This is a genomic window from Rouxiella chamberiensis, assembly GCF_026967475.1.
Classification (GTDB): domain Bacteria; phylum Pseudomonadota; class Gammaproteobacteria; order Enterobacterales; family Enterobacteriaceae; genus Rouxiella; species Rouxiella chamberiensis.
Map to the genome: position 1 here is coordinate 1,350,773 of NZ_CP114058.1, position 22,785 is coordinate 1,373,557.

Genomic DNA, 22,785 nt, shown 5'->3' on the forward strand with positions numbered 1-22,785 from the left:
TTTTGCCTAGAGGGTAATGGACACGACTTTTTTGGTTTTGTAAGACTCGATGGCGGCTTCGGCCAGCAGCAATGCCTTGAGGCCATCTTCCGCCGTTACCGGCACCGGTTTATGGTCTTTCACAGCGGCGATAAACGCCTTCCACTGGCCGTTAAAGGCATCGTAATAGCGATCCAGCACGGAATACAGCGGTTTTTGCGACTGAATGCCGTGGTCTTCGGTCATTTTGATCACGGTCGTCGACGGCACATTATTCACCTGAAGACTGCCCAGCTGGCCATGTGCTTCAACGCGTTGATCATAGCCATAACCGGAACGGCGGCTATTGTTAATGGTGACAAGCTTGCCGGACGCGGTTTGCAGCGTAATGGAAATGACATCAAGATCGCCGCCTGCCGCTATCTCGGGATTGACCAGCGCCGCACCCATCGCAAACACGGAGACCGGCTCTTCCTGCAACAGGAAACGCGCCATATCGAAATCATGAATTGTCATATCGCGGAAGATACCGCCAGAATCCGGGAAGCTTTCGGCCGGAGGCGGCGAGGGATCGCGGGAGTTGATTTGCACATGCTCGAGCTTGCCGATGGCACCTTCGGACAGGGCCTGCTGCAAGCCGGCATGATTCGGGTCGAAACGACGGTTGAAGCCGACCATGAAGGGGACACCGCTATCCTTGATGACCTTGACGCAGGCTTTGACCCGTTCGATGTCCAGGTCGATAGGCTTCTCGCAGAAGATGGCCTTGCCCGCCCGCGCGGCCTGCCGGGCAAAATCTGCGTGAGTATCGTTTGGCGTGGCAATCAGAACAATGTCCACCTCGGGATGATTGATAGCCTCTTCGACAGACAACACCTTGGCGTGATATTTCTCGGCCAATTTTTTGGCGCTCTCCGAAGAGTGGCCTGAAACGGAAAACAGCACGGAATCGGGATTATCGTCGATGTGTTTTGCATGAACCTTGGCAATCCTGCCTGCCCCTAAAAGCGCAACTTTTAACATAGCGTTCCTCATCTCTTTATCATTCGTTGTTTTCAACCAATTAATATAGATGCTTTATTTCAATTCTGCCTAATTATGAAATATTTGGTTTCTTTTTTGTGGGGCGAGCGTCATGGCCGATAAAAAAGGGTGACGCCGAAGCGTGCAAATGCTCAGCCGCGGTGCAAGACGGCGGTCGGTGAAAAGAGGGCAACAAGCTAAGTGATTGAGAAGCAAAGCAGAGAGGGGAGATGAAAAGTTGGCACGCAAGATGCTTCATAAAGTTACCGACCTTTGGCTCGGTAAAATTCAATAAAAGAGGCGTCCGTTAGCGTTCAGATTGATGCGGTATCTGAGCGCTGGCAGGACGCTTTTTTTAGCTTTTTTGCTCCGAATACTAGCAGAAAGTCGCATCTTGAAGGAAGAAACGCAGAGGCGTTTCGAGACAAAATTTTTGCTCGATATTCCCCTGCCTACGCAATGTCATTATTTTTGCGTGCCGTCTTCAATCTTCGGCGGATAAGTTAAATCCTCGCCTTTACGGGTTTTCTCGACCTGTTTGGCCGTGACTGTCGCGCCCGCCGGATTACCAAATTGCGTGGTGACATAGTTGGCAACCTGGGCAATCTGCTCGTCGTTCAGCTGATTGGCAAAGGACGGCATCATCACCTCTCCCTGTTCCATATGGCGCTGTACGCCGGTCAGGATCACGGATACGACATTGCGACTGTCGGCAGCACCGGTGCTGGTGTGGTTAAACAGTGACGGATAGGCATGGAAACCTTTGCCAATGCCCTGACCGTTGGCGCCGTGACAGGCTGCGCAGTTGCTGTTGAACAGCGCAGAGGCAGACTGGTCGAAGGCAACCGCGCCTGCACGATCCGGGTAGACGTCGGTGGCCGGTTTACCCCATTGATCGCGCGGTTTGGTTTGATCCTTGTCGGCGACGGCAGGCACGGAACGCACATAGGTTGCGATGGCATTCAGGTCTGCATCGGTCAGATGCTGAAGACTGTGCTCGATGGCTTCCGCCATGGCGCCTGAGGCCGATGCCTTGCCCGCAACATAGCCGGTTTTCAGATAGGTCACCAGCTCCTGTTGAGACCAGTCACCGATGCCTGCCTTCTTGTCGGAAGTAATGTTGAACGCCGTCCATGACCCAAGGTCACCGCCGCCGAGAGTTTTATCGTTGTCCATGCCCATAGTCAGAGTACGCGGCGTATGACAGGTGCCGCAGTGCTCCATGGCATCGACTAGATAACGGCCGCGGTTCCACTCGTCACTTCTTGCCGGATCGTTTTTCAGCTCGCCCTTGTCAAAGTTGAACCATTTCCAGAACGTCATGCCCCAGCGCTGGTTAAACGGGAAAGAGAGGTCGGTTTTGGCCGGGGCCTGATGGACGCCTGGCAGCGACATCAGATAGGCTTTGATGGCCAGCACGTCGTCACGCTTCATTTTGGTAAAAGAGTCATAAGGCATTGCCGGATACAGCTGCTGTCCGTCCTTGCCCACTCCGTCACGCACGGCGCGTACAAACTCGTCATCGCTCCAGTCACCGATACCAAACTCTTTGTCAGACGAAATATTGGTGCCATAAATGACGCCAAACGGCGAAGCCAGCGGATAACCGCCGCCGAATTCCGCCGATTTCGGCGCGCCCGGCGCGGTGTGGCACGCGGTACAGTCTGCGGCGGTAGCCAGATAGGCACCGCGTTTAATCAGGTCTGCCGAATGCGAGGCATCGTCGGCAAAAGCGCTGGTGGCGGCTGCCAGCGGCAAAAGGGCCGCCAGCAAATAGTTCTTTTTCATTTCCACATCCCCATGCGGTTCCCAAAGTGGGCGACCGCAATTGCTCAGAAGAATCAGGCCAGGCTTTTCAGCACCGTATCTGCCATGCGAAGCGCCAACGCCGTACCGGTTAACGTCGAGTTAACGGTGGAAGCGGAAGGCATGATCCCGGTACCGGCGATAAACAGGTTCGGGTGGTCATGGGTACGACAGTCGCCGTCGACCACGGAATCCTTGGGATCGCTGCCCATGATCATGGTGCCGGTGATGTGCTGGTTGTTGTTGTAAACTCCCCGCTTGCTGAACACCACGTCGGTGCCGCCCATGCTTTCGGCAATTTTCTGGAAATCGAGCATCGACTGGTCATAGCCTTTATGCACGTATTCCGGGAAACGGTAATAGACCTCAAGACGCGGAATGCCCCATTCGTCTTTCTCGGTTTTGCTCGGCACGACGCGGTTTTCAGGCTCCGGCAGCATCTCGAGCAGGCAGTTCATCAGCACATAGCGCTCGGCCTGATAGGCCAGCTTTTCATTCAGCGCCTTGCCGTAGTAACCCTGTTTGACCAAACGCTCCGTCAGCGTGCGCACCGGCGAGGTGTTTGCCAAATCGACGCGCAGCGCGGAACGTTCGGAACGGAATGCCCCGTCACGCAGGTTGTTGATGCTGCCCGGACGCATCGGCCCACGGCCAAACCACACCGGCTCATCCGCCAGAAACTCGACAGCGGTGCCTGGGTGGTCCATCAGGTTGCGACCCACCATGCCGGAGCTGTTGGCGATGCCGTCTGGATATTTGTCGCTGGTTGAAATCAGCAGCAATTTTGGACTTTCCAGCCCGTTCGCTGTCAGCACGAAACGTTTGCCGGTGACTTTATGCGTCTGTTTTTCAGAATCGAGATAGTGCACGGCCACGATGTTGCCGCTGTCGTCGGCCTCGATGTTGTAAACCACGGCGTTGGCAATGACGCGCACCCCGGCTTCCACCGCCTTGCGCGCGGAGATGCCGCCGTGATACTGCGCATCGATAGGACATACCGGCATGCAGTTGTTGTTCCCGCAGCAGGCAGGGCGGCCGTCATAAGGAATGCTGTTACGCGCCTGTGGACCGATTCCGACTACGTACCCCAGAGGAGCCACGCGTTCTTTGATTCGCTCGAACCCGTAGGACAGAGGAATGCCCGGCAGCGGATAAGGCGCAGAGCGCGGTGAATCCAGGTCATCGTCGCCGGATACGCCCATCTGGATTTCCGCTTCGGTGTAATAAGGTTCCAGCTCTTCATAGCTGATAGGCCAGTCGCGACCCACGCCGTACAGCGTTTTCAGCTTCATGTCGTTTGGCAGCAGGCGGAATGCCTGTCCTGCCCAGTGCCAGGTGGTTCCACCTACGCCGCGCAGATACTGGGCCGCATAAATATCCGGTCCTTTCTGAATCAGATAGTGGTTGTCCTTTGGCTGGAACTTGGGCTGAGGTGCCCAGGGTTTGGGGGGATACGGCTCGGTAAAGTCGCCCTTGAGCGGCGACTGACGGAACAGCTCGACGGCTTCGTCGCGCTTGATAAAAGGACCCGATTCCAGCATCAGTACCGAGACACCGGCTTTCGCCATTTTTTCCGCAGCCAGTGAACCGGCGATACCGGCACCAATGACGATAACGTCTGCGTGTAATGAATCAGCCACGGGTAATGACCTCGCTATCAGGTTTGTGGATCCAGAAGTTAGGTTCGCCGACCGCATAGCTTGGCGGTAATACGCTGTCTTTCACGAGTTCATAGCTCACTATATTTTCAAAACCGATACATAACTGACTTCCCGGCTGACCCACCACGCCGAGATACCAACCATTGACCAGCTGCTGATAAAGCTGACCCAGCGCAGCAGGTTGCTGTGCCAGCAACTGATGCAGGGGATCACCTATCACATCGCTGTGGGCATCGAGCAGCGCCACCAGCGCGTCGAGCTGGACATCAAGCTCTTCGTGGTGAAGCCAGCTGTACAAGGCCTGCCCAAGATGCGGCTCGAGGTGCTCCATTGCGGTCAGCTTTCTGGAAAGCTGCATGAAGTTATCTGGCATCGTCACTGCCGACGCCATTGGCGGCGCAGCGTGCGCCTGATTGCCGAATACACTGCTACCGAGCAGCTGGCTTCCAAAACCAGCCGCAAGGAGGCTCGCAGTACCCAATACCATTCGGCGGCGTGAAAGATTGATCATGGTGGTTTTCCGTAAAATCATTCGGTTAAAACAGTCCGTTTAAGCCGGGCCCCTGTAAAACGCCTTTTTAAAACAATCGAATCAATAGGTTCGAATAACCCAAAATGTGACTGAGATATTTTCAAATGTTTCGCGGATGTTAATTCACTTCTTTTCGTAAGTGAATAAATGGTTTAGTAAGTAAAGTAATTAATTAGGGGTATCTAGCGAGGTTTTTGGGAAAAAACGGGCCTGAAGGCCTCGTCATGTCTGGGGTTATACAATTTGTGCTATTGCGAACCGATTGATACATTTCAAAATTGGAAAAAAACAAAAATGTGAGCTATAGCACTATTTTTAACAGGGGAATAAAGGGGATTTATACCGTATTCAGGGTATTGAACTGGCGGTCAGGATGAGCGTCCGATAGAGCTCGACACTGTTCTTCAGAGAGGAGATGGCACAGAATTCATCCGTTTGATGCGCCTGGGAAGGTTCACCCGGCCCGAGGATCACACAGGGCGGATGACCCAGCGCGGCGAGCAAAATGGCTGCATCGGTAAAATAGGGAACAATACGCGGCGTGATGGGGACGTCATGATAAGGCTGGCAGAGCGCGATGGTTTGGAGCACCCACGGATCGAGGACGTCGGTAAGCACGGCGGGGAGGTCAACGAGTGGCGTAATCGTGACGGCGTCACTTAAGTGCTGCTGTAATCGTTGCGTAATATCAGGATGATGGAGAGTAGGATCGGTGCGCATATCGACATCAAAACTGGCGCGGTCCGGCACGGAGTTGATATTGAGACCACCGCGCATGGCACCTACATTCAGCGTCGGCTGCTTCATCAGCGGATGCGCCGGACCCAGTTCAAAGCTGCGAATTTTGCCAATGGCATCGGCGGCGAGATAAATGGCGTTGATGCCAAGTTCCGGCATCGCGCCATGCGCCGTTTTTCCTCGCGTTTCACAGCGCAGCCAGAGTGCGCCCTTGTGACCCATCACCGGATAGTTTTGCGTAGCTTCACCCACGATAACGGCAAGGGGTACAGGCAGTTCGATATCGGGGTCGGCAATTAACGCACGCGCACCGTCGCAACCGGTCTCTTCGCCGCCGGTCAGGAGAAGCACAACACCGTTGCCGGCCTGAATAGCCTGCTTTTCCTCCAGACTGGCAACAATAAACGCGGCTACGGCGGCCTTCATATCGCTGCTGCCGCGACCGTAGAGTCTCCCTTCGGCGATTTCGCTGCCGAAAGGATCGTGCTGCCATTCTGCACTGCCGAGCGGCACGGTATCGAGATGTCCCGAAAAGGCCAGCGGCTTGCCGCTGTGAGTGCCGCGCAACCGCGCGATAATGTTCATTCTCCTGTCGCCAAAAGTGTGTCTCGTGACCTCAAATCCCCTCTGTTGCAGGAAATCCGCGAGCCACGTCAGGCAATCCTGTTCGTTTCCCGGCGGATTGATGGTGTCGAAAGCCAATAGTTTCTGCGCAAGTTCAATTACCTTGCGTTCAATGATGGCCTGTTCACGGTCGATTGGGTTGTCGCGCATAAGTTCCTGGTGTTGGGCAATATAAGTCAGACAAAGTTTAAAAGGGTTCAACGCTTGCCAAAGACGCGCTGCGGATTGGCGATAAGCAGTTGTTCCAGCTGTTCGCCCGTTACGCCGTGACGGCGCAATCGTGGCACGAAGTGCTTGAGAATATAGCCATAGCCGTGACCGCCGAAGCGGGTCAGCATGGTTTTCAAAAAGACATCCTGGGAAAGCAGCACCTGCTGGATAAAGCCGTCGTCGATAAGCTCGCAGATGGCGCGTGCATTCTCTTCATCCGACGGTGACTGCGCACTTTCATCGGCATAGAAATAGTTCATGCCAATCATGTCGTATTCCAGAAATGCTCCGCGCTCGGCCAGCGTGCGCTGATAATTTTTGTCGGCAAAACTCGGGTTCATATGACAAAGCACCGTGTGGTGCAGGTCGGCACCTTCTTCCGCCAGAATATCCAGCACCTTGTGTCCCAGCCGCTCCCAACCCGGCAGATGCACTTCGATGGGCACGCCGGTGGCGGCATTGGCGCGGCCCGCAGCCCGTAGCGACTTCTCTTCGCTGGCGGTAAAGGCGCTGGAAACGCCAATCTCGCCAATAAGTCCCGCAATGACTTCCGGTTTATCGTCAAAGCCGCCCACATCGTAAATAATCTGATCGGTCAGCGTTTCCAGCGAATGCGTTTTCACATAGGCCGGATGCGAAGGCTCAAGGTAAAATCCGGTGCCCATGACGATATTTAATCCGGTTAAACGTGAAATGCGTTGCAGAGCTTTAGGGTCGCGACCAATGCCGATATTGGTAGGGTCGACCACCGTTTGACCGCCAAGCGCCTTGAACTTCATCAGTTCTTCGATAGCCAAATCGACATCGAACAGCTGGCAGTTGTCGCGACTCGAGAGCGGATTGAGCGACAGTTCGCCGAGATTCTCCATCCGCATCGGCATTTCGGCAATATGCCTGTCGCTACAGCAGCAGGGCGGCACCCATTTTCCGGAGGCATCGAGCAAGATATGTTCATGCATCAGCGTAACGCCCAACGCGCTGACCGGCATCGGCCCGAGTACGGTCGTGACATGGCCGCTGGCGACGCCGAGCGGGAAAGGGTCGGGATGACGAAACAGTGAGGCTGAATTCATGGCGCTATCCTTTGCGGGTTCGAACCGGGTTGAAGATGCGGGTATTGAGCCAGATAGCCAGCAAAATGATAAGGCCGGTCGCAATCTGTGTATAGAAAGGCGAGAGGTGCGAAAGGATTAATCCGTTCTGAATCACGGCAATGGACAGCGCGCCAAGCAGGGTGCCGATAATGGTGCCGAACCCGCCAAAAAGACTGGTGCTGCCCAAAACCACGGCGGCAATGACCTGCAATTCAAACCCTTCACCCTGATTCGACGAGCCGCTGCCAAGACGCGCGGTAATGATCATGCCCGCCAGCGCCGCCGCCATGCCGCTCAGCATATAGACCCAGAGTGTCATGGAGCGGGTATTGACGCCCGCACGCCGTACACCTTCGCGATTGGCGCCAATCGCGGTGACATAGCGGCCAAAGCGCGTGTGGTTGAGCAGAATATGGCCGACCAGCAACGCGAGCACGCCCAGAATGGCGGGCAGTGGCAGCCCGAATAACCATGCGCGACCCAGCCAGACAAAATTGCTGTCTGCCGGAATCGGAATCGAATAACCCTGCGTCAGCAACAGAGCCACGCCGCGGATCACGGCAAGGGTTGCCAGAGTAACGATAAACGCCGGGATGCCTTCGTAGGCAATGAAATAGCCATTGATTGCACCAATGAACGCGCCCAGCGCCAGTCCACCGAGCAGCACCACCGGCCACGGCAAGCCCCAGGTATTAAGCGCAATCGCCGACAGTGCGCCGACCAAAGCCAGGGTGGACCCCACAGACAGGTCGATCCCACCGGTGGTAATGACCAGCGTCATGGCGGCTGCCACAATCAGCAGCGGCGCACTCTGGCGAAGAATATTCAGCCAGTTGAAGCGCGAAAAGAATTCGTCGGTGGAAAAAGTAAAAACCGCGCAGCAAAAGATAAAGAAAACCGCGATGCTGACTACGCCGGAGTGATTATGCAAAATGCGGCGCGAGAAAGAATGTTTAATCAGTCTTGGACTCGACATATTCACGATGCTCATGGAATGACCTCAACAGGACTCAGTGATGAACGGTTTCACGCGCCGAGTGTGCATCAAACTTCTGGCCGACAATCAGATTCACGATGTCGGACAGACTGGTGTCGGCAATCTTTCTTTCGGCCACGTTGGTGCCTTCGTACATCACCATGATGCGGTCGCAGACCAGGAAAAGATCCTGCAAGCGGTGGGTGATGAGAATCACACTGACGCCGCGTGCGCTGACACGACGAATCAATTCCAGTACCGCCTCGACTTCGGCCACGGCCAGCGCGGCGGTAGGTTCGTCCATGATGAGCACTTTTGGGTCAAAGGCCGCCGCCCGGGCAATGGCAATCGCCTGACGCTGCCCGCCCGACAGATTACGCACCAGAAGGCGAGTGTCGGGAATGGAAATCCCCAGCCCTTTGAGCATGTCACGCGCCTGTTCGTGCATCTTTTTTCATCGAGAAAAGGGATCCCGAGAATTCGGGTTTGCGGCTCGCGGCCCATGAACAGATTGCCGGCCACGTTGACCAGTGTCGCACAGCGACAGGTCCTGATACACCATTTCAATGTGGCAGCGCCGGGCATCGGAAGGGTTGGCAAAGCCGACCTCCTCGCCGTCGATGCGCAGCGTGCCGCTGCTAGGCACTACGGCACCCGCCAGAATCTTGGTCAGGGTCGATTTTCCGGCCCCGTTATCGCCGACCAGTCCCAGAACTTCGCCGGGAGCCAGACTGAGATTAACGCCGCGAAGCGAGCGGATTGAACCGTAGGTTTTGGTAATGTTTACCATTTCAACCCTCGGCGGGCCTGACAGGTCTCTGGACATAAATCGGCTCCATTACAAAGGGCAGGCGGAGGAAACAGGTAAACCTGCTTTTAAGACGCGCCGTTACTGTCATTTCCGATTTCTCTCTCCTTGTAAACCGGTTTACCCAAATGACAAAAATAACGGCGAATCTTTTCTCCGGCCCAACCTGTTATTGCAAAAATGAGTTTGGATATCTGAGTCGCCGAAGGGAGAGAAGCAGTAACCATGCCAATTAATCTGCCCCGATGACGCAATCTCGACGAGCCTGAGCGCTATCCCCATCTTTAAGCCTTTAATAATCATTGAAATAAAAAATGATGAACCGCTATAAAAATTGTTCGCGCGTTAAATCAAAGACGCTAAAAGGCACGGCACAGCCCAATGAATTATAGGCGTGTTGCGCCAAAAATGAGCAAAAGCCCCAAAGTGGGGCGAGATTATCGGATGCGGGGGGTAGCGATAGAATCGCGGGCAATCCACTCAACCGGAATGCGAGTGACAGGGGCGACGTTTTCGTCATCATCGTTGAACAGCTTGACCAGCTTTTCAACGGCGGTACGCCCTAATTCACGTGCCGATTGGCGGATGGTCGAGAGTCGCGGTGTGATTAAATCGGAATAGATGGCGTCATCGAAACCGACCAGCGAAAGGGCATGCGGCGCGCTTAATCCCTTGGCACGCAGGCCGTCCAGCAGACCCAGCGCCAGATAGTCACTCGCGGCAAATACGGCCGTAGGCGGAGCGGGCAGAGCAAGGAGATGCTCCAGCGCCTGTCGGCCAAAGGTGCGGTCGTAGTTGCCGTACAACACCCGTGAAGGGGCATAGTCCAGACCGCTATTCGCCAGCGCCTGCTGATATCCCTGATGGCGTTCACGCACGCTCATCAACTGGCCGGGACCGCCGACAAACGCGATGTGCCGGTGTCCGGCATCAATCAGAGCCTGGGTGGCGAGCTCGCCGCCGTGCACATTGTCGGAGAAGACTTTGGGCAGGGTACATCCGGGCACATCTTCATCAATCAACACGACATGGCGTTGATCTTTTAATTCGATACATAACTGGCCGTTATCCGGGCGGTTGGTGGCAAACAGCAGACCATCGACCTGGCGAGTGTCCAGCCAGCGAATAAACTGGCACTCTTTTTCGAGATTGTTGCGGGTAACGCAGAGCACCAGACTGTATTTATGGGCGGAGGCAGCTTCTTCGGCGGCGTCGGCCAATTCAGCGAAAAAGGGATTGGCGATATCGGGTAATACTAATCCGATGGTCTCGCTGCCGCCCATACTCAACCGGCGCGCGAGGCTGTTGGCGCGATATCCGAGCGTGTTAATCGCGTCTTCGATTCGTTGAATGGTCTGCTGCGGCAAGATGATACTGTTATTCATGTATCTTGATACGGTGGCTTTTGAAAGGCCCGCCATATTCGCGACATCCGATAACACAACCCGTTTGTTAGCCATAATTTATCCCTGCTGTCTGGCGGAATGGCCGTTGACACAAAGCCTGTTTCGCACTAATCCTAAATTAAAGACAGCATATTACAAAGCGGCGAACATAAACGAATTAAATCACGTTCCACAATCAGTATGGGATAGGTTGGCGGTCACCGACCTCCTGATCGGGATGAATTTCCTCAAGCTCCAGAATATGATTTCGGGTTCTTCTTTTCTCGACAAATCGGACGATTTTGAAGCTTGCAAGCGGAGAAAATAACGACTCTTTCTCACTTTCGACCCTATTTCTGCCGCGATTTGGCAAGGCACTGGTTCCTAGAATCCGGTAGGTGAGTTTATCCGGTAAATCGGACTGTGCCGCAAAGGTTTCGGCGACGTCTGACTGATTGGAGACGGACATAATGCTTTTTGAGTGGACAATATCGCCGGGTTTCATGGATTTCAATTGCTCAAGGCCGGCGGCACTCAAACCTTGCCCGCGATGACTGTAAGTCTGTCGGGTGCCTTCCCGGTTATAAACCGAATCGGTATATATTGAGGTCATGCCTCTATTCCAATCTTTGATAACCGATTTGATATCCTGCAAAATACTTTTGCCATCCTGACCATAAAATACTGCGTCACCGTGGCGTCTCGTAATTTCACTTTGTACATCACTTGCTGAAATGAGAGAGATTTTTCCGCTTCTCAAACTCTTGTTGATAGCCGTAAAACCGACATTGGTGGAATAGACATCCTGAAAAGCCAACCTTATTTCGGGTGCGAGTTGTGGCTTGGTGGGAGCCTTTATCTTCATTTTTTGCATGGCAGAGGTCAGCGAAGCCGCTTTCGATATCGATGAAATATGCTGATAAAAAAGTCTTAGTGCCGCCTGAACGTCCGGTAAGGCGAATCCCTTGTCTACGAGAATATCGCTCAGGATATTTAAGGTAGCGTTGGGATCTTCATTATATTTTTCAATGAAGTCGGGGTTTTTTTTCATGCCCATCGCATGTGATAAAATCTCTTTCACGCGAGGGTTGGGTTCCTGGGCGCTGGTTGATTGAAGCGTGCTGGATCTGGGCGAGGCAGAGGTGCCTGCTTTGGGAACTGCCTGTTTGCCTTTAAACATGATTAACGTCCAGATAACGAGATATCATTCAGACTAGGTGATTAATTTCAAACAGATAAGGTGGAACCCTTCCTTCGTGAATCTCGACGGGTTTGTCAGGGCGAAATTAATCGCCAATTTCCTCTTGACAATTCTTGCGCCATATTTGATTGTTATCGGCAATTACCCGCATCACCGTTTTATCGAAATAGCGCCGTTTGGAACGCCACTATTCGACGACATACCGAACTTTTCCTGTCTGACCCGCCAAACGTCAATCGACCGATCGCCTTTAAATAAGCCGCGCTAGGTGTGGACTTATTGAGACGATCCTCCGTCGATATTTATCGTTGTCCTCGTCAATTTAAGGATGTGGTTATGTTGATTAATGCCGGTAAGCCCTCTTTTTCCTCTCAACTCGCCCGTTTTACCCGTACCACGCTCGCCGTCGCGACGTTAAGCCTGCTATTTTCAGCGACTGTCAACGCGGCCGAATCCCCAACTTATGCCATGGTGCAAATTAACCAGCAGGCCTTGTTCTTTAATCAGATGAATAAAGGGGCCGCCGACGAAGCTAAAAAGTCGGGGGTCAAACTGGTTATTTTCAATGCCAACAATAATCCTGTTGCCCAGAATGACGCAATTGAAAACTATATTCAGCAGGGTGTGAAAGGCATTATGGTTGATGCCATTGACGTCAACGGGATTATGCCCGCCATTGCCGAAGCCGCCGCCAAAAATATTCCCGTTATCGCCATCGATGCCGTCCTGCCTGCGGGGCAGCAGAAAGCGCAGGTTGGCGTCGACAATATCAAGGGCGGTGAAATACTGGGTCATTACTTTACCGATTACGTTAAAAAGAGCATGGGCGACAAAGCCAAGGTAGGCATTGTAGGTGCACTGAATTCCGCTATTCAAAACGATCGCCAGAAAGGTTTCGAGAATACCCTGAAAGGGCATTCAGGAATTAGTGTCGTGGGCGTCGTCGATGGGCAAAATATTCAGGACAATGCTCTGACCGCGGCAGAAAATCTGATTACAGGCAACCCGAGCATGACAGCAATATATGCCACCGGAGAACCCGCGCTGCTCGGCGCGATTGCTGCGGTAGAGAATCAGGGGCGTCAGAAAGACATAAAAGTCTTTGGCTGGGATCTGACTTCAAAAGCGATTTCGGGTATCGATCAGGGATATGTCACCGCCGTCTTGCAGCAGGATCCCCTCAATATGGGCGTCGAGGCCGTCAAGGCGATGAACAAGATTGTTGCCGGTCAGGCCGTGACCAAGAATATCAATGTGCCTGCGACCGTGGTCACCCAGGCCAATGTCGATAAATACCGCGCCGAGTTTAAATAATCTGAAAAGTAGAGGGGTGCGCGAAGCCGGTCACTGAATGCGTTGAGTGATCGGCCTGGCGCAAGGTTTGTCCAGCGCGGATAAGTGATAACGCGTCAGGGCGCGGCAAGGATATCGGCAAGCTCCTGCTGGTTCGGGAAGGCGCTCAGCGTGCCGGTTCTCGCCGATAGTGATTGCCGAGGCCATTGCAGCGCAGACTAAATCTTGCCGGCAGACCGGTAACCGACGTTTGAGTGCCGACGCGAGCATCACGGCGAGGAAGGTGTCTCCGGCCCCTGTAGTATCGACGACTTCAACGGGCGCAGCGGCTATCTGCTGGCGCTGGTGGGCGTCCAAAAGCAGCGCGCCGTCAGCGCCGAGGGTGATAATGACCTGACCGACCCCCGCCTCGAGCAGACTTTTGGCCGCGTGGGCTATGTCAGACACACCGCTTAACCCTTGCGCCTCGAGTTGATTGACCACCAAAATATCTACCAGAGGAAGAATCGCCTTGAATTGAATAGTAAAGGGGGAAGGGTTGAATACCGTGGTTAATTTATTTTCACGGGCAAGGCGAAATATTGCCTCGGTTTTTTCGGCCGAGAAATTACCCTGTTGTAATACGACATCCTGCTCGCAGGATAATGACAATGCCTGATGAATATCGTCCAGCGACAATGCTTGCGCTGCCGTGGTTGTCGTTATTATGGCATTGTCTCCGTCGGCGCAGGTAAATATTAGCGAACTGTCGGTTCGCGCCGCGCAAAAATAGTCAGGTCGCAGCGTGAGCGGTTCGCGGTTTATTGTTTCCCTGCACCATTGCCCCTGCGTGTCATTGCCAAGGGCGGCGACAAGTGTGGTATCAATGCCGCAGCGGGAAAGGATGATGGCCTGATTGGCGCCTTTTCCGCCGAGATCCTGATGGGTTTTAATTCCATGAATGGACGCCCCTTTGGCGGGCAATTCATTAATCATAAAGGTTTCGTCAACGCCAATATTGCCGACAACGAAGACTTTCATACTGTATTCCTTGAGGAGAGTGATGTTATGGCATCTATATCAGCAGAAAAAAACAGCGCAATACAAGAGATATTTTCAAGAAAGAAAGCAATAATTGGCGTGGTCCATTGCGAGCCTTTTCCGGGGTCGCCTAATTACCGTGGAAAATCAATCAATCAAATTATGGATATTGCATTAAGTGATGCCGAAGCCTATTTGACAGGCGGCGTTCATGGACTGATTATTGAAAACCACGGCGATATTCCCTTTTCAAAACCGGAAGACATCGGCTATGAAACGGCGGCATTTATGGCAGTCATTACCGATAGAGTAAAAAAAGAGTTTGGCTGTCCGCTCGGCATTAATGTTCTCGCCAATGCCGCCATTCCGGCTCTGGCGACGGCATTGGCGAGTGGCGCAGACTTTGTGCGCGTCAATCAGTGGGCCAATGCCTATATTGCCAATGAAGGATTTATCGAAGGGGCCGCCGCCAAAGCCCTGCGTTATCGTTCGCTGCTGCGCGCCGAACACATCAAGATTTTTGCCGATAGCCACGTCAAACACGGCAGCCACGCGATTGTGGCCGACAGAACCATCACCGAACTTACCCGCGATGTCGATTTTTTCCAGGCCGACGCGGTGATAGCCACCGGACAGCGCACCGGCGATACCGCCACGCTTGATGAAATAGACGAAATCGGGGCGGCAACCTCATTGCCCTTGCTGGTTGGCTCCGGCGTTACGCCCGGCAACATTTGCGAAATTCTTCAGCGTACGCAAGGCGTTATCGTAGCCAGCACGTTGAAATATGGCGGCGTGTGGTGGAATCAGGTCGAGCCTGAACGGGTGAAACATTTTATGGCGATAGCGCAGGCCGAGCTTGGAGACTGAAGATGAGTACGCAAACAAGCTTTACCGACCAGTTACTGGCGCGGAATCAGGCAGTCTGGCAGGCAATGCAGCAGCATCCGTTTGTCACCGATATCGAGCAGGGCAAACTGGATGCGTCGGTATTTAATCAGTATCTGGTCTTTGAAGGCGATTTTGTCGCAACGGCCATCCAGATATTTTCCTACGCGGTTATCAAAGCGCCCAGCATGACCCATCAGCGCAGGTTGATTGGTGTATTGGACGCGCTGGCCAACGAGCAGATTGCCTATTTCGAGCGCGTCATGCAAAAACGCGGTGTCTCCGCCGAGGCTTATCTGCGCTCGACGCCGGACGTTTACCGATTCAGTCAGGGCATGCTGCGCGTGGCAGAAACCGGCAGCTATGCAGAAATCCTTACCCTGATGTTTGGTGCCGAATGGATGTATTACCAGTGGTGCAAGAGGGTAAGTCAGGCAGAAATCCGCGATGCGGATGTCAAAGACTGGGTGGTGATGCACGCCGAACGGACCTTTATCGAGCAGGCAAGCTGGCTGAAGGCAGAACTGGATACGCTGGCCGCCACTCTCAATCACTTGCAGCGGGCGCAGCTTTCGGCGTTATATGCACAGGTGTTGCAGTGGGAAATCGATTTTCACAGTGCGGCCTATTTCAATTAACGCCACTGGCCGGTTTACCTGTCTCGTTGTCGAAACAGGTAAACCTTTCACCCTTTACCAGCTTATGCGGCACTCATCGCGGCGGAAGCTCAACACGCGACTGCGGTTGGAAATCAGCCGAACATTATACCCCTGGAAATAGAGACAGAAGGATTTCTCCCAGGGACCGTCCGGCATATTGACCAGTAAACGCCCCTGACCAATCGAAGTCAGCGTTCCGCTTGCACGTAACGGACCCACGCCCATCATCAGTTTGTCTCCCTCGATATCAAACGCGGCTTTCGATTGTGGATGGAACCAGCGCCCCTGAATCAATTCCAGACAGTTATGCGGGTCGATAGGCGTAAAGTAGCGTTTCGCCAGACCGATTTCGCCCTCGATGGCATCGCCATTCATCTTAAGGCGCATAGGCAGATGCGCAGAAAGCGAGACGGCGCTGCCGTCTTGCGCCTGATAGAGATTTTCGCCCGCGCCCAGATAGGTCGCGACGCCGTCTTTTACCGACAGCCAGTAAGGCTCGGCCTGGCTGGTATACAGCCCGTCTTTCAGCGCCGTGCTTCGGGCGGGTAGCGGCGTGTCGAGCAGGGCAGACATCACGTTGAGCAGCGCAGTATAAGAGGCGGTATCTTCGCGATTGGACACCAGCGCCACACCCACTTTTAGCTGCGGATGCAGCAGGAAGTAGGTCTTGTAACCGGCGTGCGATCCACCGTGGCCGAGCAACCGATGTTCGCCGAGTGTTGAATGGGTGATGCCCAATCCATAATCGGTCGGGGTGCCATCCTGCAAGGTGCGCGGCTGTCTAAGGGCCGACAGGACGCCCGCGCCGGGGCCGCTGTCCTGCAACAGGCTCTGCAACCACAGGCTTAAGGAACGCAGGCTGCCCGTCACGCTGCCCGAGGCCGAAAGATGCAGACCGGCACTCGAGGTTTTCCAGCCCGTTTTGGATTTCCAATATCCCGGCACCAGATTCGGCACGATATCAAACCAGGTTTCGGGCGCATGAAACGCAATGTCGAGAGGGGATGAAATATGGCGCTGAATGAGGTCGTCGAACAGAATGCCTTTCTGTTTCAGAATGGCTTCTACCAAGCGGTAGCCGGTGTTCGAATAAGAGATTTCGCTTCCGGCCGGAAAGTTCAGGCTGCCGTCCGTTGCCAGAAAGTCGAGCAGTGCGTCAGGTTCGGTCACGTTATACACTGAGATGCCGAGCAGTGACAGCGTTTCGCGCACGTCCGGCAATCCGCCCGTCATGTCCAGCGCCTGCCCAATCGTGACGTCCGCCATCGGCGGTTGCAGGAAGGGGAGATAACTGCCGAGCGTATCATCGGGCGACAGACCCGCATCGCTTCGCAGCAGCGCCAGCGTGGCGAAAATATGCTTGGTTACCGAGGCGTAACGCACCACATTGTCGATGCCAAATGGCTCGCCGGTGGTCAGATTTGCCAGACCGCCGCAGGCTTCGCCGCGCAGGGACTCGCTATCAAACAGAGCAATGGCCCCGCCCGGTTCACCCGGTCGATTCCATCCTTCGGTCACTTTCTTTGCCGCTTCCAATGCCGCTTGCCAATTCACAGAACTTGAGGAATTCATTCCTGTCTCCATTATCCATTGCCCATCATCCGTACTGTGACGATGGGCGTCGGCTAAAATCAAAGGTTGCCCTAATCGATTTCCGGTTCTTCGAGATCAAGACTGAGTCGCCTGAGCTCGGCAGTATGCGGATGCGTTACGCGTCCGGCCCGTAAATCGTTCGCACTCACAAGCTCGACCATTTGACCACCGATCATCACTCCGATTCTGGTGCAAAGATGCGTTACCACGGCTAAATTGTGGGTCACCATCACATAGGTCAATTTCTTCTCGTGGCGGATGTCAGTCAACAGGTTGAGGATTTCCGCCTGTACCGACACATCCAGCGCCGAGGTCGGCTCGTCGAGCAGCAGCACGTCGGGTTCCGAGATAAGGGCGCGCGCAATCGCGACACGCTGGCGCTGTCCGCCCGAAAGCTGATGCGGAAAACGAAAGCGCACACTTTGCGGCAACGCGACTTCATTGAGCGCATCGGCAATACGTCTCTCGATATTCAGAAAGCCATGCACTTCCAGCGGCTCGGCAAGAATGCGGTCAATGGTCTGACGCGGATGCAGCGACCCGTAGGGGTCTTGAAACACCATCTGCACGCGACGGTAAAAGCGTTTTGGGCGTTTCGGCAACTGAGGCTCACCGGCAATGCTCATGGCGCCGGACCAGGATTCGTTGAGTCCGGCCAGCGCGCGAAGAATGGTCGATTTACCCGATCCGCTTTCTCCCACAATGCCGAAACTCTCGCCGTTGTTGACGGTAAAACTCACGCCTTTGACGACTTCGGTATCACCAAAGGCGATGCGCAGTTGTTCCAGATTTATCATGATGTCTTCCATGCCTCGTCGCGAACCAGAATCGGCAGCCGTTCTCTTGGATGCACAAGCGATGGCAGGCACTCCAGCAAGCCACGTGTGTAAGGATGCTGCGCATGGCGCAGATCACCGGCCTGCAAGGTTTCGACGATGCGACCGGCGTACATGACCGCTACGCGATCGCAGAATTTCGACACCAGCGGCAAGTCGTGACTGATAAGAATCAGCCCCATACCGCGGCTCGAAACCAGGTCATCGAGCAGGCGCAGAATTTCGGCCTGCACGGTGGCGTCCAGTGCACTGGTCGGTTCGTCGGCAATCATCAACTCCGGATCGGGCGCCAGCATCATGGCAATCATGACGCGCTGACCCATGCCACCCGAGACTTCATGGGCATAGCGTGCGGCCACTTTATGCGGGTCGCGGATCCGCACCTGGTCCAGTAAATCAATCGCGGCTTCCATCGCCTGTTTTCTGCTGCCGCCCTTATGCGTCTGCCACGCCTCGGCGACCTGCTTGCCGATGGTCATCACCGGATTCAGCGAGTATTTCGGGTCCTGCAAAATAAAGCCGACGCGTTTGCCGCGGATCTGGCGCATCTGTTTTTCACTGGCGTTGCGCAGATCGATACCGTCAAAGGAGAGGGTATCGGCCCGGCATTTGGCGCTGGAAGGCAGCAGATTCATCAGGCAGCGCGCGGTCAGCGATTTGCCCGATCCGCTTTCGCCCACGATTCCGAGCTTTTCCTTGCCGAGCGACAACGACACGCCGCGCACCGCGTCGAAACTGCCGCTGCGGGTTTCAAAGGTAATGTGCAGATTTTTGATATCAACCAGCATTAGCGTTCCTTGGGATCGAGGACGTCACGTAAACCGTCGCCGAGAAAATTGAAGGCCAGCGAGGTGACGAAAATGGCGATCGCCGGAATCAGCGGCACCCACCATTCGGCAAACAGGAAGCGGCGGGCGGTGGCAATCATCGCGCCCCATTCCGGCGACGGCGGTTGTGCGCCCATGCCGAGAAAGCCCAGACTCGCGGCGGTGATGATAATCGAGCTCATGTCGAGCGTAACGCGGACCACCAGGCTCGGCACGCACAGCGGCATGATGTGGCGAAACACGATACGCGCCGGTGTTGCGCCGGTCAGGCGGCAGGCGGCAATAAAATCGGTGCCGCGCACCTGCAGGGTTTCGGCACGCGCCAGTCGTGCATAGGGCGGCCAGGCGGTGAGGGCGATGGCAAGGATGGCGCTCTCGATGCCGGGTTTCAGGGCCGCGACAAAGGCCAGCGCCAGAATCAGACGCGGGAAGGCGAGAAACACATCGGTTATGCGCATCAAAATGCGGTCGACAAGGCCGCCCGCATAGCCTGCGACACAACCAATCAGCAGGCCAAGCGGAGCCACGATAGCGACCACGACGATGACCATGCCGAGGGTAATGCGCCCGCCGTAAAGAATGCGGCTAAACGTGTCGCGGCCCAGTTCGTCGGTGCCAAGCAGATGCAGCGCCGAAGGTTTGGCGAGGCGATTGGCGAGATCCTGATCGCCCGGATGATAGTGGGTCAGCAACGGCGCGCACAGCGAAATCACCAGCACCAGCAGCACGGTTATCAGGCCAATCAAGGCCAGCGGATTGGCACGCAGCCCGAGCCAGATGCGATAGCGGCGACCCCAGACGGCCTGGGTACGGTTCTTCGGAGTTTCATCGAGCAGCCAGGCTCGTGTCCCCGGTCGTGAAGAAAGTTGGCTCATTTTACGCGAGGATCCAGTAAACGATAGAGAAGGTCGGCCAGCAGATTGAGGAGCACGTAGATCGCGCCAATCAGCAAGGTGGAACCGATGACCGGATTCATGTCGGCGTTCATCAGCGACACGGTGAGGTATTGCCCAAGACCCGGCCACGAGAAGACGTTTTCGGTCACCACCGCGCCTTCGAGCAGGCCGGCATAGGTCAGCGCCAGCACCGTAATCAGCTGTACGCCGACCGTCGGGAATGCGTGTTTCCAGATGACGCGGCTCGCCGACAGCCCTTTGGCGCGGGCGGTAATCACATATTCGCCGCCCAGCGCGTTAAGCATGAAGGTACGGGTCATACGGGTGATGTAGGCCATACTGAAATAGGCCAGAATCAGCACCGGCTGCACCATGTGCGCCAGCGCATCCCAGAACGCGCCCATGTCGCCCGCTATCAGCGAATCCACGGTAAGCAGCCCGGTGACCTGCGGGATCATGTCCTGATAGATGATGTCCTGACGGCCCGGCCCCGGCGCAATGCCCAATGCCGAATAGAAGACAAGCAGGCTGAGCAGCGCCAGCACGAACACGGGCAGCGAGTGACCGGCGAGACATACCACGCGAATGGTCTGGTCAATCCAGCTTCCCTGTCGCGTTGCGGCCCAGACGCCCAGCGGAATACCTATCAGCGTCGCGATGATTATCGCGGCGGTGGCAAGTTCGAGCGTGGCAGGGAAATAACGCGCAATGTCGCTGGTGACGGCATTCGAGGTCAGCGCAGAGCGACCCAGGTCGCCGTGCGCCAATTGACCGAGATAGTGGAGAAACTGCATCCAGAGGGGCTGATCCAGCCCCATTTCGTGACGTACACGTTCGACAACCGACTCCGGCGCATTATCGCCGACCGCAGCCAGTACCGGGTCGGTCGGCATCACTCTTCCGATAAAGAAGGTGATGACCGACAGGCCAAACAAAGTAAGACAAACGCTGATGCAGGTACTCAGAAAACTGTTGAGTCTCTTGCTCACGCTTTCATAACCTTTTCGTAAGGACTGGTGCTCATGACCGTCAATACCACGCCCGTAATATCATGACGGCACGCCGCAGTCAGGGTCGGCTGGAACATTATCATGAACGGACTGGTTTCCATGTGCTGCGTCTGCAACTGCTCGTAAAGCTTGATGCGGGTCGAGGGGTCCGGCTCGTGCAGCGCTTTGGCGGCGAGGTCGGAGATAGCCTTGTCCTGCCAGCTGCAACGCCAGGCCAGCGTGCGGCTTTTGGCCTTGTCGCTGTTGTCGGGATTGCTGCAGAAAGCTTCGGCATTGGAGTTCGGGTCAAAGTAGTCGGCCCCCACTGCGTGATGGCCAACTGTTGCTGACGGGCGCGCATCTTGGTCAGCACCTGACGGCTTTCCGCAGCCAGCAGCGTCACCTTGATGCCGACTTCGGCCAGATTGGACTGAATCGCCTGGGCGATATCCGTGGATGGCGAGGCAGAATAGTGATCCAGCGTGATTTCAAACCCGTTCGGGAAACCGGCTTCGGCCAGCAATGCCTTGGCTTTCGCAACGTCACGTTTGTACATGATGGAATTGACCGCCGCCGGGAAACCTTCCGGCAGGAAGCTCTGATGAATCTTGTGCGTCAGCGGAATAATGTTTTTCTGAATGCCTTCGTAATCGATAGCCCACTTGATGGCTTGCCACACCTGCGGTTTCGAGAGATTCGGATGGGCGACGTTTCCGGACACCATCAGCGTGCCTGCGATACCTTTCTGGACCAGCGTGAAGTTTTTGTCTTCCTTCAACGGACGCAGCTGCTCGGTGGTCAGGTTGCGGGCAATATCGATATCGCCTTTTTGCAACATCAGCATCTGGGCAGAAGGGTCGATAATGTGACGCATGATCACGCGCTCGATTTTACCCGCGTGCGGGTTGTTCTTGTTGCTTTCCAGAATAACGGTTTCGCTGACTTTCCAGGTGCGAAGCTTGAAGGCACCAGAACCCGCGCTGTTGGTTTTCAGCCAGGCGTTACCCAGATCGTCGCCTTTCTGGTTTGCGAGACAGGCCGATTTCTGCACGATGGACCCGACGTTGGCCGACAGGCAGTAAAGCAGGAAAGATTCGGAAGCGGGATCGGTCGTTTTAATCACCAGCGTTTCTTTATCCGGCGCGCTGATGTACTGCTCGACGTTATCTTTGGTGTACCCAAACTGATTGATGATGTAGGCCGGGCTCTTGTCGAGTTTTACGGCGCGTTGCAGAGAGAAGGCGGCATCTTCTGCGGTAACCGGCGTGCCGTCGGCAAATCTGGCCTTGGGATCCATCTTGAAGGTAAAGGTTTTCTTGTCTTCCGACGTGGTCCAGCTCAGAGCCAGATCGCCTTCGATTTCATCGGGCGAGGTGATTTTAGGTTTTACCAACTGCTGGTACATGTTGCCCGTGACTTCGCTGCCAACAGATTCAAAGGATTCATGCGGGTCGAGGCTTGTGATGATGTCCAGCTGGATAGCCATCACCAGAATGGTTTTAGGCGTTGCGGCAAACACATTATTAAAGTTCAGATAAGACAAAACAGGAATTGCCGAAAAGCCGGTGATAAAACTACGCCTTGTTACCATGATGACTCCCATTGTGTTGATTTATAAGATTTTATTTTAAAATTATTACGTCTCGCCCTTGACTTGTCGAACGGGCTTTGTCACTAATGAAAGCCAGCGCATTGCCCGTTTCGCCTTGTTCACCTACAAAAAAATGTAATGTGAATCACTGCTCGT

The 22,785-nt window shown here is 54.7% G+C and carries 17 protein-coding genes and 3 pseudogenes; 3 read left to right on the forward strand and 17 right to left on the reverse strand.

The window, feature by feature from the left end; all coding sequences use genetic code 11:
• Window positions 1-6: 6 nt before the first annotated feature.
• The 10 genes and pseudogenes from iolG to O1V66_RS06470 form a co-directional block, all read right to left on the reverse strand.
• Window positions 7-1,002, reverse strand: a complete 996-nt coding sequence (gene iolG / locus O1V66_RS06425; protein ID WP_045047964.1) for an inositol 2-dehydrogenase — start codon at window positions 1,000-1,002, stop codon at window positions 7-9.
• A 465-nt stretch (window positions 1,003-1,467) separates the two neighbouring features.
• Window positions 1,468-2,790: a c-type cytochrome gene (locus O1V66_RS06430; protein ID WP_045047963.1), complete on the reverse strand. Its 1,323-nt coding sequence runs from the start codon at window positions 2,788-2,790 to the stop codon at window positions 1,468-1,470.
• A 53-nt stretch (window positions 2,791-2,843) separates the two neighbouring features.
• Window positions 2,844-4,448 carry a GMC family oxidoreductase gene (locus tag O1V66_RS06435; RefSeq protein ID WP_045047962.1) on the reverse strand — a complete coding sequence of 535 codons (1,605 nt, stop codon included), beginning with the start codon at window positions 4,446-4,448 and terminating at the stop codon, window positions 2,844-2,846.
• Window positions 4,441-4,980 carry a sugar dehydrogenase complex small subunit gene (locus O1V66_RS06440; protein WP_045047961.1) on the reverse strand — a complete coding sequence of 180 codons (540 nt, stop codon included), beginning with the start codon at window positions 4,978-4,980 and terminating at the stop codon, window positions 4,441-4,443. The genes O1V66_RS06435 and O1V66_RS06440 overlap by 8 nt, the downstream gene beginning before the upstream one ends.
• A gap of 369 nt (window positions 4,981-5,349) precedes the next feature.
• A complete protein-coding gene (locus tag O1V66_RS06445) occupies window positions 5,350-6,513 on the reverse strand; it encodes a M20 family metallopeptidase (RefSeq protein ID WP_045047960.1) in 1,164 nt (387 codons plus the stop codon).
• A gap of 47 nt (window positions 6,514-6,560) precedes the next feature.
• Window positions 6,561-7,646 (reverse strand): phosphotriesterase family protein, encoded by a 1,086-nt coding sequence (locus tag O1V66_RS06450; protein WP_045047959.1) that lies wholly within the window; start codon window positions 7,644-7,646, stop codon window positions 6,561-6,563.
• Between the two features lie 4 nt (window positions 7,647-7,650).
• Window positions 7,651-8,649, reverse strand: a complete 999-nt coding sequence (locus O1V66_RS06455; RefSeq protein ID WP_187329811.1) for an ABC transporter permease — start codon at window positions 8,647-8,649, stop codon at window positions 7,651-7,653.
• Window positions 8,650-8,677: 28 nt separating this feature from the next.
• Window positions 8,678-9,469 (reverse strand): annotated as a pseudogene (locus tag O1V66_RS06460) (ATP-binding cassette domain-containing protein).
• Between the two features lie 419 nt (window positions 9,470-9,888).
• The gene (locus tag O1V66_RS06465; RefSeq protein WP_045047956.1) at window positions 9,889-10,911 is read right to left on the reverse strand and encodes a LacI family DNA-binding transcriptional regulator; all 1,023 of its coding nucleotides are present in this window, start codon (window positions 10,909-10,911) and stop codon (window positions 9,889-9,891) included.
• Window positions 10,912-11,032: 121 nt separating this feature from the next.
• Window positions 11,033-12,016, reverse strand: coding sequence for a hypothetical protein (locus O1V66_RS06470; protein WP_045047955.1), 984 nt, complete (start codon window positions 12,014-12,016; stop codon window positions 11,033-11,035).
• Between the two features lie 357 nt (window positions 12,017-12,373).
• Between O1V66_RS06470 and O1V66_RS06475 the strand changes: the two genes are divergently transcribed.
• The gene (locus tag O1V66_RS06475) at window positions 12,374-13,351 is read left to right on the forward strand and encodes an ABC transporter substrate-binding protein (protein ID WP_082051010.1); all 978 of its coding nucleotides are present in this window, start codon (window positions 12,374-12,376) and stop codon (window positions 13,349-13,351) included.
• Window positions 13,352-13,446: 95 nt separating this feature from the next.
• On the opposite strand, the pseudogene O1V66_RS06480 reads toward O1V66_RS06475, so the two are convergent.
• Window positions 13,447-14,350 (reverse strand): annotated as a pseudogene (locus O1V66_RS06480) (ribokinase).
• Window positions 14,351-14,377: 27 nt separating this feature from the next.
• Between O1V66_RS06480 and O1V66_RS06485 the strand changes: the two are divergent.
• Together O1V66_RS06485 and O1V66_RS06490 are read left to right on the forward strand one after the other, a co-directional pair.
• On the forward strand, window positions 14,378-15,220 hold the full coding sequence (locus O1V66_RS06485) for a BtpA/SgcQ family protein (protein ID WP_045047953.1): 843 nt from the start codon (window positions 14,378-14,380) through the stop codon (window positions 15,218-15,220).
• 2 nt (window positions 15,221-15,222) lie between these two features.
• Entirely contained in the window at window positions 15,223-15,876 is a 654-nt protein-coding gene (locus O1V66_RS06490; RefSeq protein WP_045047952.1) for a TenA family protein, read from the forward strand.
• Window positions 15,877-15,930: 54 nt separating this feature from the next.
• Here O1V66_RS06490 and O1V66_RS06495 read toward each other — a convergent pair whose 3' ends face one another.
• The 6 genes and pseudogenes from O1V66_RS06495 to O1V66_RS06520 all read right to left on the reverse strand — a co-directional run bounded on the left by O1V66_RS06495 (window position 15,931) and on the right by O1V66_RS06520 (window position 22,629).
• Window positions 15,931-17,469, reverse strand: coding sequence for a serine hydrolase domain-containing protein (locus tag O1V66_RS06495; protein ID WP_045047951.1), 1,539 nt, complete (start codon window positions 17,467-17,469; stop codon window positions 15,931-15,933).
• Window positions 17,470-17,540: 71 nt separating this feature from the next.
• Window positions 17,541-18,287: an ABC transporter ATP-binding protein gene (locus O1V66_RS06500; RefSeq protein ID WP_045047950.1), complete on the reverse strand. Its 747-nt coding sequence runs from the start codon at window positions 18,285-18,287 to the stop codon at window positions 17,541-17,543.
• On the reverse strand, window positions 18,284-19,114 hold the full coding sequence (locus tag O1V66_RS06505; protein WP_045047949.1) for an ABC transporter ATP-binding protein: 831 nt from the start codon (window positions 19,112-19,114) through the stop codon (window positions 18,284-18,286). The genes O1V66_RS06500 and O1V66_RS06505 overlap by 4 nt, the downstream gene beginning before the upstream one ends.
• Window positions 19,114-20,028, reverse strand: coding sequence for an ABC transporter permease (locus O1V66_RS06510; RefSeq protein ID WP_045047948.1), 915 nt, complete (start codon window positions 20,026-20,028; stop codon window positions 19,114-19,116). Before O1V66_RS06510 ends, O1V66_RS06505 begins: the two co-directional genes overlap by 1 nt.
• Window positions 20,025-21,038 carry an ABC transporter permease gene (locus O1V66_RS06515; protein WP_045047947.1) on the reverse strand — a complete coding sequence of 338 codons (1,014 nt, stop codon included), beginning with the start codon at window positions 21,036-21,038 and terminating at the stop codon, window positions 20,025-20,027. The genes O1V66_RS06510 and O1V66_RS06515 overlap by 4 nt, the downstream gene beginning before the upstream one ends.
• A pseudogene (locus O1V66_RS06520) lies at window positions 21,035-22,629 on the reverse strand (ABC transporter substrate-binding protein). The gene O1V66_RS06515 and the pseudogene O1V66_RS06520 overlap by 4 nt, the downstream one beginning before the upstream one ends.
• Between the last annotated feature and the right edge of the window lie 156 nt (window positions 22,630-22,785).

What these genes read in the sequence shown, in the direction of transcription:
- iolG (WP_045047964.1), bottom strand. Translation starts at nt 1,002, where the DNA reads ATGTTAAAAGTTGCGCTTTTAGGGGCAGGCAGGATTGCCAAGGTTCAT.
- O1V66_RS06430 (WP_045047963.1), bottom strand. Translation starts at nt 2,790, where the DNA reads ATGAAAAAGAACTATTTGCTGGCGGCCCTTTTGCCGCTGGCAGCCGCC.
- O1V66_RS06440 (WP_045047961.1), bottom strand. Translation starts at nt 4,980, where the DNA reads ATGATCAATCTTTCACGCCGCCGAATGGTATTGGGTACTGCGAGCCTC.
- O1V66_RS06445 (WP_045047960.1), bottom strand. Translation starts at nt 6,513, where the DNA reads ATGCGCGACAACCCAATCGACCGTGAACAGGCCATCATTGAACGCAAG.
- O1V66_RS06450 (WP_045047959.1), bottom strand. Translation starts at nt 7,646, where the DNA reads ATGAATTCAGCCTCACTGTTTCGTCATCCCGACCCTTTCCCGCTCGGC.
- O1V66_RS06465 (WP_045047956.1), bottom strand. Translation starts at nt 10,911, where the DNA reads ATGGCTAACAAACGGGTTGTGTTATCGGATGTCGCGAATATGGCGGGC.
- O1V66_RS06470 (WP_045047955.1), bottom strand. Translation starts at nt 12,016, where the DNA reads ATGTTTAAAGGCAAACAGGCAGTTCCCAAAGCAGGCACCTCTGCCTCG.
- O1V66_RS06475 (WP_082051010.1), top strand. Translation starts at nt 12,374, where the DNA reads ATGTTGATTAATGCCGGTAAGCCCTCTTTTTCCTCTCAACTCGCCCGT.
- O1V66_RS06485 (WP_045047953.1), top strand. Translation starts at nt 14,378, where the DNA reads ATGGCATCTATATCAGCAGAAAAAAACAGCGCAATACAAGAGATATTT.
- O1V66_RS06490 (WP_045047952.1), top strand. Translation starts at nt 15,223, where the DNA reads ATGAGTACGCAAACAAGCTTTACCGACCAGTTACTGGCGCGGAATCAG.
- O1V66_RS06495 (WP_045047951.1), bottom strand. Translation starts at nt 17,469, where the DNA reads ATGAATTCCTCAAGTTCTGTGAATTGGCAAGCGGCATTGGAAGCGGCA.
- O1V66_RS06500 (WP_045047950.1), bottom strand. Translation starts at nt 18,287, where the DNA reads ATGATAAATCTGGAACAACTGCGCATCGCCTTTGGTGATACCGAAGTC.
- O1V66_RS06505 (WP_045047949.1), bottom strand. Translation starts at nt 19,114, where the DNA reads ATGCTGGTTGATATCAAAAATCTGCACATTACCTTTGAAACCCGCAGC.
- O1V66_RS06510 (WP_045047948.1), bottom strand. Translation starts at nt 20,028, where the DNA reads ATGAGCCAACTTTCTTCACGACCGGGGACACGAGCCTGGCTGCTCGAT.